This window comes from Modestobacter sp. URMC 112 (assembly GCF_053502575.1).
Genome location: NZ_CP199957.1, coordinates 495669 through 508445, shown reverse-complemented (window position 1 = coordinate 508445; position 12777 = coordinate 495669). Strand labels below are relative to the sequence as shown.

The 12777-nt window shown below is 75.3% G+C and carries 10 protein-coding genes; 4 read left to right on the top strand and 6 right to left on the bottom strand.

The features are described from left to right. Positions 1 to 7: 7 nt before the first annotated feature. From ACWIX6_RS02360 to ACWIX6_RS02350, 3 genes are all read right to left on the bottom strand, one after another. On the bottom strand, positions 8 to 2065 hold the full coding sequence (locus ACWIX6_RS02360) for a diguanylate cyclase domain-containing protein (protein ID WP_448615246.1): 2058 nt from the start codon (positions 2063 to 2065) through the stop codon (positions 8 to 10). A gap of 326 nt (positions 2066 to 2391) precedes the next feature. Beyond that, a complete protein-coding gene (locus ACWIX6_RS02355; RefSeq protein WP_448615245.1) occupies positions 2392 to 2544 on the bottom strand; it encodes a hypothetical protein in 153 nt (50 codons plus the stop codon). Between the two features lie 163 nt (positions 2545 to 2707). After that, on the bottom strand, positions 2708 to 4414 hold the full coding sequence (locus ACWIX6_RS02350) for a putative PEP-binding protein (protein WP_448615244.1): 1707 nt from the start codon (positions 4412 to 4414) through the stop codon (positions 2708 to 2710). Positions 4415 to 4623: 209 nt separating this feature from the next. Here ACWIX6_RS02350 and ACWIX6_RS02345 point away from each other — a divergent pair, with 209 nt between their 5' ends. Genes ACWIX6_RS02345 through ACWIX6_RS02330 form a run of 4 tightly spaced genes read left to right on the top strand, consistent with a single transcriptional unit; the run spans position 4624 to position 8915 of the window. Further along, on the top strand, positions 4624 to 5391 hold the full coding sequence (locus ACWIX6_RS02345; RefSeq protein WP_448615243.1) for a DeoR/GlpR family DNA-binding transcription regulator: 768 nt from the start codon (positions 4624 to 4626) through the stop codon (positions 5389 to 5391). Further along, entirely contained in the window at positions 5388 to 6452 is a 1065-nt protein-coding gene (locus ACWIX6_RS02340) for a 1-phosphofructokinase family hexose kinase (RefSeq protein ID WP_448615242.1), read from the top strand. The genes ACWIX6_RS02345 and ACWIX6_RS02340 overlap by 4 nt, the downstream gene beginning before the upstream one ends. A gap of 26 nt (positions 6453 to 6478) precedes the next feature. Further along, a complete protein-coding gene (locus ACWIX6_RS02335) occupies positions 6479 to 8608 on the top strand; it encodes a PTS fructose transporter subunit IIABC (RefSeq protein WP_448615241.1) in 2130 nt (709 codons plus the stop codon). Positions 8609 to 8654: 46 nt separating this feature from the next. Further along, positions 8655 to 8915, top strand: a complete 261-nt coding sequence (locus tag ACWIX6_RS02330) for an HPr family phosphocarrier protein (RefSeq protein WP_448615240.1) — start codon at positions 8655 to 8657, stop codon at positions 8913 to 8915. 70 nt (positions 8916 to 8985) lie between these two features. Here ACWIX6_RS02330 and ACWIX6_RS02325 read toward each other — a convergent pair whose 3' ends face one another. The 3 genes from ACWIX6_RS02325 to pdhA are packed head-to-tail and all read right to left on the bottom strand — an operon-like array spanning position 8986 to position 12667. Next, positions 8986 to 10548 (bottom strand): dihydrolipoamide acetyltransferase family protein, encoded by a 1563-nt coding sequence (locus ACWIX6_RS02325; RefSeq protein WP_448615239.1) that lies wholly within the window; start codon positions 10546 to 10548, stop codon positions 8986 to 8988. Continuing rightward, a complete protein-coding gene (locus tag ACWIX6_RS02320; RefSeq protein ID WP_448615238.1) occupies positions 10548 to 11528 on the bottom strand; it encodes an alpha-ketoacid dehydrogenase subunit beta in 981 nt (326 codons plus the stop codon). Before ACWIX6_RS02320 ends, ACWIX6_RS02325 begins: the two co-directional genes overlap by 1 nt. Continuing rightward, entirely contained in the window at positions 11525 to 12667 is a 1143-nt protein-coding gene (gene pdhA, locus ACWIX6_RS02315; protein WP_448615237.1) for a pyruvate dehydrogenase (acetyl-transferring) E1 component subunit alpha, read from the bottom strand. Before pdhA ends, ACWIX6_RS02320 begins: the two co-directional genes overlap by 4 nt. Positions 12668 to 12777: the final 110 nt, after the last annotated feature.

Here is a 12777-nt window from a genome sequence, read left to right as displayed (position 1 = left end):
GTCCGGGTCAGCGGGCGGGGGCCCGGGAGGCCGGGCGCTGCTTGTCCTGGTACATCGACGCGTCGGCCGCCCGGAGCAGCCCCTCGGCCGTGCCCTCCGGCCCGGCGGCGATCGCCATCCCGACGCTGGTCGCCGCCGGCACGTCGATGCCCTCGATCCGGAACGGCTCGGCGAAGCAGCCGCGCACCCGACCGACGAAGTCCGCCGCGTCGTCCGGTCCGGCCAGCCCGGGCAGGACCAGCGCGAACTCGTCGCCACTGAGCCGCCCCACGGTGTCCTGGGGGCGCACCACGCCGCGGAGCCGCGCGGCGACCTGACGCAGCAGCTCGTCACCGGCCGCGTGCCCGAGGCTGTCGTTGACCTGCTTGAAGCCGTCGAGGTCGCAGAACAGGACGGCGAGCCACTCCTCCGGCCCGGTCCCGGCCAGCCGCAGGTCCAGCTGCTCGCTGAAGAGCACCCGGTTGGGCAGCCCGGTCAGCGCGTCGTGGGTGGCCTGGTGCCGCACGGTGGCCAGCAGGTGCGCGTTCTGCAGCGCGGTGGTGGCCTGGTCGCCCACACCGCGCAGCCGGGCGAGGACGTCCCCGTCCAGCCGGGGCGGTGCCTCGCCGCTCCCCCACGACGCGGTGGCCACGCCCAGCAGCGATCCGCCGGCCACCAGCGGGACGGCGACGACGTCGGTCAGCTGCAGCGCGGCCAGCAGCGACCGCAGCCCCGGGCTGGCCGTCTGGCCGGAGAGGAACCGCGGCTCGCCGTCGGTGAGCATCCCGACCACCTCCGGGACGTCCTCGGCCCGCAGCGGGGTGCCGAGGAACAGCGCCCGCCGGTCCTCGTCCAGCCCGGTCGCCGCCGCTCCCTGCAGGCAGCCGCCGGCCGGGTCCCAGAGCATCACCGACGCGCTGGTGCAGCCGACCACCCGGGGCAGCGCGGCGGCGACCACCGAGCACACCTCCGCGGCGTCGGCGGAGACGGCCAGCTCGTGCGCGAGCTCCAGCAGGGCGCCGGAGCGGCTGGCCTGCAGGCGGGCGTCCTCGAGGGCGAACAGCAGGTCCAGCGCGGCCGCCGCGTGGCCGGCGTACGCGGCCAGAACGAAGCCCTCGTCGTCCATGCCGGGCACCTCGGACCGGTAGACGGCGGCCAGCCGGCCGTGGTGCCGGCGCGCGGAGGTGACGTCCACGACGACGGCGCGGGTGCCCAGGTCCTCCCCGTCCAGCAGGGCCTCGGCCAGCCGTTGCGCCTCGCCGTCGGCGAGTCCGGCGCTGTGCACCCGTGGTGGTCCGCCGGCCGGCGGGTGCACGGCCAGCACGTAGGCGGGCGCGAGGACCGCCTCCGCGGCGCGGGCGACGACGTGCTCGAGCGCTGTGCCCAGGTCGTCGCTGGACACCAGGTCGGTGGCTGCGGACTGCAGCGCCCGCAGCTGTCCCCGCAGTGCGGTGAGCTCCAGGTGGGCAGCCGACCGCCGGCGCCGGCGCCAGGGCAGCCGGGACCGCTCCGCCCAGGTCAGGTGGTACAGGCAGGCGGGGTGGCCGTCGGACTCGCACTCCGCGTGGACGACGTGCGCCGGCGGGAGCCCGAAGAGGGACGGCACCGACGTCAGCAGCCCTTGTGCGTACTCGCAGTCCAGCCGCGAGTGGGTGTACTCGGGCTGCAGGACCATCCGGACGGTCGCGTGCGTCGCACCGGACTCCAGGACCGCCATGGTGGAGGTGGTCGAGAACTTCAGGACGGCGCTGGGCAGCTGCCGGACGACCTGTCGCGGCGACCCCAGCGCGCGCAGCATCAGCACGACGGACGGCGACAACCCGCGGGCCAGGGCCGTGGCGCCGACCTGGAACATCGTCCGGGGGTCGCCGAGGACCTCGGTGGCCGCGGTGAACAGCCGGATGCGGGTGTCGTAGCTGGTCCAGTTGGCCGGGTCGACCAGCTCCTCGACGGTGTGCGGCACGCCGGCCCGGCGGACGGTCTCCTCGACGGCGGTGGGTCCGCCCTCCGAACGCAGGTAGCGCAGCAGTCCGGCCGTGGTCGCCGACGACGTCTCCCGGGCCACCGGGGCCGCGATGCCCGTCATCGGTGCCACCGTCGTCTCGAAGCGGTGTGCCGGGTCCTCACCCGTTCCCCATCGGCAGCCTGCCGTCCCGGCCTGAGCGGAGGGCGGGTGCGCCCACCCGTGCGGGGGAGCCGCCGGCGTCCTCGGGGGTGGCCCGGACGCAGACGACCCCGGTCTCCGTCGTGGAGGCCGGGGTCGGGTGTCGTCCGGATCGCGCGTCCCGCCCCCTCCCGGAGGCTCGTCCGAGCTTGCGAGGGACGAGGAGGGGAGGGTCGGTGCCGCATCAGTCGGCCCCCTCCAGAGGCTCGTCCCGAGCTTGCGAGGGACGAGGAGGAGGGGGTCCTTCGTCAGCGCAGGACGTCGAACTGGCTGCTGTTCGCCAGGGTCAACAGCTCGTCGCGCATGGCGGGGCTGCTGCTGCGGGCCACGGCGAGGTCCAGGGCCCGCCGGGTACGCGCCGCCCGCCGACGGGCTCGCCAGCTGGAGGTCACGCTGCTCATGTCACTGCCTTCTTCCGTTGGTCACGATCGGTGGTACGCCTGTAGTAAAGCAGGGCAGCCGTCGTGTATTCCATCGGAACGGAGGCTGTGTCGCAGAAGTGACCTACGGATCATTCATCCGAACAAGGAAGGGGCGACGATCCGTCGGCGCACCTCCCCACGGTCAGCCGGCCAGGGCCGCCCGGGCAGCCGCCCGCGCGTCGGCCGGGTCGCCGGCGGCCAGCGCCGCCTCGGCCGCCCGGCTGCAGGCGGCCAGGTCGACGGTGGCCAGCTTCGCGCCGACCCCGGCCACCGAGCTGGCCGCACAGGACAGCGAGGTGATGCCCATGCCGACCAGCACGCAGGCCAGCAGCGGGTCGGCCGCCGCCTCGCCGCAGACCCCCACCGGCTTGCCCGCGCGCCGGCCCGCCGCGGCGGTGGCGGCGACCAGCGCGAGCAGCGCCGGCTGCCAGGGGTCGGTGAGGTCGGCGAGGTCGGCGGAGAGCCGGTCGGCGGCCAGCGTGTACTGCGAGAGGTCGTTGGTCCCGATGGACAGGAAGTCCAGGTGCTCGAGGAACCGGTCGGCCAGCAGCGCGACCGAGGGCACCTCGACCATGACCCCGGGCACCAGGCCGCGCTCGCGGACCGCGGCGGCGAACTCCGCGGCCTCGGCGACGGTGGCCACCATCGGGGCCATGACCCACGGCGCGGTACCGGTCGATCGGGCGGCCTGGGCCACGGCGTCCAGCTGGCGGGTCAGCAGGCCGGGGTCCCGGCGGGCCACCCGCAGGCCCCGGACGCCGAGCGCCGGGTTGGGCTCGTCCGGCGGCGTGGCGAAGGCCAGCGGCTTGTCCGAGCCGGCGTCCAGCGTGCGCAGCACGACCTTGCCGTCGGGGAAGGCGGCGAAGACGTCCGCGTAGCCGGCCGCCTGCTCCTCGACGGAGGGCTCCACGGCGTGGCCGAAGAACGCCAGCTCGGTGCGCAGCAGCCCCACGCCCTCGGCGTGGGCGGCACGGGCGGCCCGGGCACCCACGCCGTCCTGCACGTTGGCCAGCACCTGCACCGGGTGGCCGTCCCGGGTGGCGCCCGGGCCGCGGTAGCGCGCCAGCGCCTCGGCCACCGCCCGGGCCTCGGCGACCCGCGCCTGCGCCTGCGCCACGTCCGGCCCGACGGTCACCGTGCCCTGCTCACCGTCGACCAGCACGAGCGAGCCGACCGGGACGTCCCCGAGCCCGCCGACCCCGACCACGCAGGGCAGCCCCAGCTGGCGGGCGATGATCGCGGTGTGGCTGGTGGCCCCGCCGAGCCGGGTGGCCAGGGCGACGATCCGGGTGGGGTCGAGCCCGGCGGTGTCGGCCGGGGCGAGGTCGTCGGCCAGCAGGACCGAGGGCGTGTCGGGCGAGGGGACCCCGGGCTCGCCCTGGCCGGTGAGCTCGGCGACGATCCGGTCCCGGACGTCGCGCACGTCGGTGGCCCGCTCGGCCATCACGCCGCCCAGGCTGGTGAACAGCGCCACGAACTGCTCGGCGGCGCCCACCGTGGCCACCGCGGCGGAGGCACCGGAGTCGATCCGCTGCTCGACGGCCGACAGCAGCCCGCGGTCCCGCGCGAGGCCCGCGGTCGTCGACAGCACCTCCGCGCTCACTCCGGTGGCCGCCGCCGCGCGCTCGGCGAGGCGGTCGGCGACCACCGTCGCGGCCGCGGTGAACCGGGCGCGCTCGGCGGGCCGGTCGGCCTCCACCACCGGCGCGGCGTCCGCGGTGGGCAGCTGGACCTGACCGGTGGGCCAGACGGCCGGCCCCAGGGCGACGCCCGGCACCACCGGCGTGCCCGTGAGCACCTCCTGTCCGGTCAGGACGTCGGGCACCGCGGTGGGGGTGGAGGGGGTCATGGCGCGCCTCGCTGTCTGGCTCGTCGGCGACCGCGGGAGGGGTCGGCCGGTGGCGGGAGGGTGCACGCCGGGAGCCGGCGTGGGGTGCGGTGACCAGACTCACGAATTCCTCTTGACTTGTCAACGGGATCCCACGTAGAACAACACACAACAACGGCGTTTCCCACATGACCGGGCACGCTGGCTCTCCCCACGACCGGAGGTGCTGTGTGTACGCCGAGGAACGTCAGCAGGAGATCGCCGCACTCGTCGCCGACCGGGGTCGCCTGGCCGTCACCGCGGTGGCCGAGCGCTTCGGGGTGACCACCGAGACCGTCCGCCGCGACCTCGCCGTCCTGGAGCGGGCCGGGATGCTCCGGCGCGTGCACGGCGGCGCCGTGCCGGCCGGCGTCCTCTCCGTCGCCGAGCCCGGGCTGGGCGAGCGCGGCGGCGCGCGGATCGAGCAGAAACGGAAGATCGCCGCGGCTGCGCTCGACCTGGTCCCCGCCGCCAACGGCAGCCTCGTCCTCGACGGCGGCACCACCACCGCCGCCCTGGCCGACGTCCTGCCCGGGGGCCGGCAGCTGCTCGTGGCAACCAACGCGGTGCCGATCGCCGCCCGGCTGTCCGCCGTCCCCGGCATCGAGCTGCACGTGCTCGGCGGGCGGGTCCGGGGCGTCACCCAGACCGCGGTCGGCGAGTCCACCGTGCGGGCCCTGGCCGACCTGCGGGTCGACGTGGTGTTCCTGGGCGCCAACGGGATCAGCGCCGGCCACGGCTTCTCCACCCCCGACGAGCGGGAGGCGGCCGTCAAGCGGGCCATGGTCCGGGCCGGCCAGCGGGTGGTCGTGTTGGCCGACAGCAGCAAGCTGGGCCGGGAGCACCTGGTCCGGTTCGCCCCGGCCGAGGACGTCGACGTCCTGGTCACCGACTCCGAGGCCGACGCCGAGCTGCTGGGCGAGCTCGAGGACCAGGGCCTCGAGGTGGTGATCGCGTGAGCGGCGCCCGCCCGGAAACCGCACCGGCCGTCGTCACCCTCACCGCCAACCCCAGCCTGGACCGGACCCTGGCGCTGCCCGGGCCGCTGCAGCGCGGCGGGGTCGCCCGGCTCGGCGCCAGCCGGACCGAGCCCGGCGGCAAGGGCGTCAACGTCGCCCGGGCCGTGGCCGCCGCCGGGGTCGACGCCGTCCCGGTGCTGCCGGCCGACGACGGCGACCCGTTCCTCGCCGCCCTCCGCTCGATCGGCCTGCCGCTGCTCAGCGTCCCGGTCGGCGCCCCGGTGCGCACCAACTACACGCTCACCGAGCCCGACGGCACCACGACCAAGCTCAACGAGCCGGGCGCCCCGCTCGGGGAGGACACCCGGGCGGCGCTGGCGGCGGCGGTGCGGGAGCACGCCGACCCGGCCGGCTGGGTGGTGCTGTCCGGCTCCCTGCCGCCGGGGACCCCGGTGGACTGGTACGCCGACCTGGTCCGCACCCTGCGGGCCACCGGTGCCCGGATCGCGGTGGACACCTCCGAGGCCCCGCTGCTGGCCCTGCTCGCCGCCGGCCCCGCCGCCGCACCGGACCTGCTCAAGCCCAACACCGAGGAGCTCGCCCAGCTGGCCGGCCGCACCGAGGCCGAGCTCGCCGGGGACCCCGACGCGCTGCTGGCGGCGGTCGACACGCTGCACCGGGGCGGCGTCGGCCAGGTGCTGCTGACCCTCGGCGCCGACGGCGCCCTGCTGTCCACCGCGGACGGCGACCGCTGGTCGGCCCGTCCGCCGCGGACGACGGTGCTCAGCACCGTCGGCGCCGGCGACAGCAGCCTGGCCGGGTTCGTGCTCGCCGACCTGGCCGGGGCACCCCCCGCCGAGCGGCTGCGCACCGCCGTGGCCTACGGCTCGGGCGCCGCCGCGCTCCCCGGGTCCGCCGTCCCCACCCCGGCGCAGGTCGACCCGGCCGCCGTCGCGGTCTCCCCTGGCGCCGGTGCCGTCACCGGTCCACACCCCACCGCACCCGCACTCCTCGGCGGCCGCCCGGTCGCCGGCACGTCGACACCGCCCGTCCGCCCGTGACCCACCCACCGCAGGGAGAGCCGTCCATGTCCGCACTCATCACCACCTCGCTGGTGGCGATCGACGCCGATCTCGGCCGCGAGAAGGGCGACGTCGTCGCCCGGCTCGCCGGGCTCGTCGCCGACGCCGGCCGTGCCACCGGCGCCGAGGCGCTGCGCGCCGACGCCATGGCCCGCGAGGCCAAGGCCGCCACCGGCCTGCCCGGCGGGATCGCCATCCCGCACTGCCGGTCGGCCGCGGTCACGCAGGCGTCGCTGGCGTTCGCCCGGCTCTCCCCGCCGGTGGACTTCGGCGCCCCCGACGGCCCGGCCGACCTGGCGTTCCTGATCGCCGCGCCGGAGCACGGCGACGCCGACCACCTCACCCTGCTCACCGCGCTGGCCCGCGCGCTGGTCCGGCCGGAGTTCGTCCAGTCGCTACGCTCGGCGTCCTCGGCGGAGGAGGTCGTCGCCCTGGTGGAGGAGGTCGTGTCCCCGGCCCCGGCGGCCGCTCCCGCCGCCGGCGCGACCGCCACCTCGGCCGGCGCCACCGCCCCGGCGACCGCGCCCCCGACCGCGCCCTCGGACGGCGCCCGGCGCAGCATCGTCGCGGTGAGCGCCTGCCCCACCGGCATCGCGCACACCTACATGGCCGCGGACAAGCTGACCGCCGCGGCGAAGGAGATGGGCGTCGACCTGCACGTGGAGACCCAGGGCTCGTCGGGCTCCACCCCGCTGGACCCCTCGGTGATCAGCAGGGCCGACGCGGTCATCTTCGCCGTCGACGTCGGGGTCAAGGACCGGGACCGGTTCGCCGGCAAGCCGCTGGTCCAGTCCGGCACCAAGCGGGCGATGAACGAGCCCCAGGTGATGATCCGCGAGGCGCTGGCCGCCGCTGACGACCCGAACGGCCGGCGGGTGCCGGGCACCGCCGACGGCACCGCCGCCGCCTCCCCGGGCGGCGACCGGCCCAGCACCGGCACGGAGATCCGCCGCTGGCTGCTCACCGGCGTCAGCTACATGATCCCGTTCGTCGCCGCCGGCGGTCTGCTGATCGCCCTGGGCTTCCTCTTCGGGGGCTTCCAGATCGTCAACCCCGACCCCGGCACCGAGGGCCTGAGCTACGCCCGCAACTGGGTGCTCAACAACCACTTCTTCGACCTCCCGGTCGCCTCGGGGATCGAGGGGCTGAACGACGGGCTCCTCGGCTACCTGGGTGCCGTCTTCGTGACGCTCGGCCAGGCCGCGTTCGGTTTCCTCGTCCCGGCGCTGGCCGGCTACATCGCCTACGCGATCGCCGACCGGCCGGGGATCGCGCCGGGCTTCGTCGTCGGGGCGGTGGCTGCCTCGCTGGACGCCGGCTTCCTCGGCGGACTGGTCGGTGGCATCATCGCCGGCCTGGCCGCGCTGTGGATCAGCCGCTGGAAGCTGCCTGCCGGCGTCCGCGGCCTGCAGCCCGTGGTGATCATCCCGCTGCTGGCCACGATCATCTCCAGCGGCCTGATGGTCGTCGCCCTCGCCCGTCCGCTGGCCGCGGCGCTGTCCGGCCTGGGCAACTTCCTCAACGGCCTGACCGGGACGTCCGCGGTCCTGCTCGGGATCATCCTGGGCCTGATGATGTGCTTCGACCTCGGCGGGCCGGTCAACAAGGCGTCCTACCTCTTCGCCACCGCGGGACTGTCCGCGCAGACCAGCGGCTCGCTGGTCATCATGGCCACGGTCATGGCGGCCGGCATGGTGCCGCCGCTGGCCATGGCCCTGAGCACCGCCGTCCGGCCGAAGCTCTACACCCCGGCCGAGCGGGACAACGGCAAGGCGGCCTGGCTGCTGGGCGCCTCGTTCATCTCCGAGGGCGCCATCCCGTTCGCCGCGGCCGACCCGCTGCGGGTCATCCCCTCGATGATGCTGGGCGGCGCCACCACCGGGGCCATCGTGGCCGCGAGCGGTGTCGAGCTGCGGGCCCCGCACGGCGGCTTCTTCGTGTTCTTCGCGATCAACGGACTGCTCATGTTCTTCCTCGCGATCGTCATCGGCACGATCGTCGGCGGCCTCGCTGTCACGATCGCCAAGAGCATCGGCCGGCCGAAGGCCGACGCCGTCCCCGAGGACGCCACCGACCTCGCCCACGCCCACACCCCCGCCGCCACCGTCCGCCCGGCGGGCAGCCCGGTCGCCTGACCGGCAAGCTCACCACCGCAGCTCCCCGACAGAGAGAAGGCACCAGATGCCCAGCACGACCGTGACCGTCGGCTCCACCGTCGGTCTGCACGCCCGCCCCGCGGGGCTCATCGCCGAAGCCGTCGCCAAGGCCGGGGTGCCGGTCACCCTGGCCACCGCCGGCGGGAACTCCGTGGACGCCGGGTCGCCGTTGATGATCATGACGCTCGGCGCCAAGCAGGGCACCGAGGTCACCGTCACCAGCGACGACGAGGCGGTGCTCGCCCAGATCGCGGACATGGTGTCCTCGAACCTCGACGCCGAGTAAGGACCCCTCTGCCCCCGCCGAGGGGCCACCCCGGCGCCCGCCCCCTCGGGGGCGGGCGCCGGCCTCGTCCTCAATGGGTCCAGACGGTCTCGGGGTCGCGCAGCAGGGCGCCGACGTCGGCGAGGAACCGGGAGCCCAGCTCCCCGTCGATGACCCGGTGGTCGAAGCTCAGCGCCAGGGTGGTGACCTGCCGGGGCCTGACCTTGCCCTTGTGCACCCAGGGCCGCTCCTGCACCGCGCCGAAGGCGAGGATCGCCGACTCGCCGGGGTTGAGGATCGGCGTCCCGGTGTCCACGCCGAACACCCCGACGTTGGTGATCGTGATGGTGCCGCCGGTCATGTCCGCGGGTGCGGTACGGCCCTCCCGCGCGGTGGCGGTCAGCTCGGCCAGCGCCCCGGCCAGCCCGGCGAGGTCCAGCCGGCCGGCGTCCTTGACGTTCGGCACGACCAGGCCGCGCGGCGTGGCAGCCGCGATGCCCAGGTTGACCTGGTGCTTCACCACGATCTCCTGGGCTGCCTCGTCCCAGGAGCTGTTCACCATCGGGTGCCGGCGCACGGCGAGCAGCACCGCCCGGGCGACGAACAGCAGCGGACTCACCTTGACCCCGGCCAGCTCCGGGCGGGCGGCGAGCCGCCTGCGCAGCTTCATCATCCCGGTGACGTCGACGGTCAGGAACTCGGTGACGTGCGGCGCGGTGAAGGCGCTGCTCACCATGGCCGCCGCGGTGTGCTTGCGGACCCCCTTGACCGGGATCCGCGTCTCGGCGGCCTCCAGGACCGCGCTCTCGGTACCGGGAGCGCGGCTCTCAGCGGCCTGGACCACCTCGGAAGCGGTGCTCTCGGAACCGGGAACAGCGGAACCGAGAGCAGCGGCGCGGGCGGCGTCGACGTCGGCGCGGGTGATGACCCCGCCCTCACCGGTGCCGGGCACCGTGGCCAGGTCGATGCCGAGGTCCTTGGCGTACTTGCGGACCGGCGGCTTGGCCAGCGGACGCGGCGCGCCGCTGCCGGGACGACTGGTCCGGGACGGCGGCGCGGTGGCCTCCGGCTGCGCGGCGGCGTGCGCCTCGGCGGCCCGGCCGGTCTCCAGCCCGCCGTGCCGGACCGGCTTGGTGGTGGCGTCGGGTGCGGTGGCCAGCAGCGGCGGACGGCCGCTCCCGGAGCCGTAGTCGGCCTCGGGCAGCGGCGCGGTGGCCCGGGCGGCCACCGCGGCGCCGGACCGGCGCGGTCGGCGGGCAGCCTCGGTGTTCCGCGGCCCGTAGCCGACCAGCACCGAGGTGCGCCCACCGGGCGCGGGCCCGCCGATCAGCCCGGCCTCGACGGCCGGCTCCCCGGACGCCTCCGACGCCGCGGGAGCCGCGGACGGACCGGTCCCGGACGCGCTGTCCCCACCGACGTCGATGGTGATGATCGGGGCGCCGACGTCGACCGTCGTCCCCACCTCGTGCAGCAGCTCGGTCACCGTGCCGGCGAACGGGCTGGGCAGCTCGACGGCGGCCTTCGCCGTCTCCACCTCGCACAGCGGCTGGTTGACCGTGACCGTGTCGCCGACGGCGACCAGCCAGGTGAGGATCTCACCCTCGGTCAGGCCCTCGCCCACGTCGGGCAGCTTGAACTGGCGCAGGTCGGCCATCAGAACCCCAGCGATCGGTCGACGGCGTCGAGCACGCGGTCGAGGTCGGGGAGGTAGTCCTCCTCCAGCTTGGACGGCGGGTACGGGGTGTCGTACCCGCCGACCCGCAGCACCGGCGCCTCCAGGGAGTGGAAGCAGGTCTCGGTGACCCGGGCGGCGATCTCCGCGCCCAGGCCCAGGGTCAGCGGCGCCTCGTGGACGACGACGCAGCGACCGGTGCGGCGCACCGACTCCACGACCGGGTCCAGGTCCAGCGGCGAGATGGTGCGCAGGTCGACGACCTCCACCGACCGGCCCTCCTCCTCGGCCACCTCGGCGGCCTGCAGCGCCGTCTTCACCATCGGCCCGTAGGCGAGCAGGGTGAGGTCGTCGCCGCCGCGGACCACCCGGGAGGCGAACAGCGGACCGGGGGTGGCGTCCAGGTCGACCTCGGCCTTCTCCCAGTAGCGCCGCTTGGGCTCCAGGAACACGACCGGGTCCGGGTGCGCGATGGCCTGCTGGATGCCCCAGTAGGCGTCGGCCGGGTTGGAGACGGCCACGACCTTGAGGCCCGCGGTGTGCGCGAAGTAGGCCTCCGGGCTCTCGCTGTGGTGCTCCACCGCGCCGATGCCGCCGCCGAAGGGGATCCGGATGACGACCGGCATGGGCAGCTTGCCGCGGGAGCGGGCGTGGATCTTGGCGACCTGGGTGACGATCTGGTTGTAGGCGGGGAAGACGAACCCGTCGAACTGGATCTCGCACACCGGCCGGTAGCCGCGCATGGCCAGGCCGACGGCGGTGCCGAGGATCCCCGCCTCGGCCAGCGGGGTGTCCACGACGCGGTCCTCGCCGAAGTCCTTCTGCAGCCCGTCGGTGATCCGGAAGACCCCGCCGAGCTTGCCGATGTCCTCGCCCATGAGCACGACCTTGGCGTCGTCCTCCAGGGCCCGGCGCAGCCCGAGGTTGAGCGCCTTGCCCAGGGTCAGCGTCTGGGTGCTCATGCCTCGTCAGCCCCTTCGAAGGACGCGTGGTACGCCACGAACTCGGCGCGCTGGGCGGCCAGGTGCGGGGTCTGCTCGGCGTAGACGGAGTCGAACATCTCCGTGGGAGCCGGGTCGGCCATCTCCAGCGTGCCCTTCCGGATGTGGGCGGCCAACTCGTCGCCCTCGGCGTCCACCGCGGCGAAGAACGCCGCGTCGGCGATCCCGGAGCGGGACAGGTGTGCCTTGAGCCGGGCGATCGGGTCCCGCAGCTTCCACTCCTCCAGCTCGCTGGCGAGCCGGTAGCGGGTGGGGTCGTCGGAGGTGGTGTGGGCACCCATCCGGTAGGTGAACGCCTCGATGAAGGTGGGCCCCTGACCCTCGCGGGCGGCGGCGAGGGCCGCGCGGGTCACGGCCAGCACGGCCAGCACGTCGTTGCCGTCGACCCGGACGCCCGGGAAGCCGAAGCCGGCCGCCCGCTGGAAGAGCGGCACCCGGGACTGGCGCTCGATGGGCACGCTGATCGCGTACTGGTTGTTCTGGCAGAAGAAGACGACCGGGGCGGAGAAGGTGGCCGCCCAGATGAGGGACTCGTTCACCTCGCCCTGGCTGGTCGCGCCGTCGCCGAGGAAGGCGAGCACGGCGCTCTCCGCGCCGTCCCGCTGCACGCCCATGGCGTAGCCGGTGGCGTGCAGGCACTGCGCGCCGATCACCACGGTGTAGAGGTTGAAACGGGTGGCCACCGGGTCCCAGCCGCCCATGTCCACGCCGCGGAAGAGGCTGATCACCTCCAGCGGGTCCACGCCGCGGGTCCAGGCGACGCCGTGCTCGCGGTAGGTGGGGAAGGCCATGTCACCGTCGGCGAGCGCCCGTCCGGCGCCGACCTGGGCGGCCTCCTGGCCCAGCAGCGAGGCCCAGATGCCGAGCTCTCCCTGCCGCTGCAGGGCGGTGGCCTCGACGTCCCAGCGGCGGACCAGGGCCAGGTCGCGGTAGAGGCCGCGCAGCTCCTCGTCGCTGACGTCGAGGGCGTAGTCCGGGTGCTCGACCCGCTCGCCCTCGGGGGTGAGCAACTGGACGAGGTCCGGCTGACTGGGCAGGTGCGGAGCGGCCGCCCCCGGTACGGGGTCGACCACCTCGGTGGCGTGTTCGAGCGCCGTCATGCCGATCTCCTCGCCGTGTGCCGGGCCGGGGTCACCGGGCGCCGGTCATGGACGTCTCGCGGTCCCGGGATGTGGCACCGCTCACCCATGGTGACACGCCTCACCCCGGT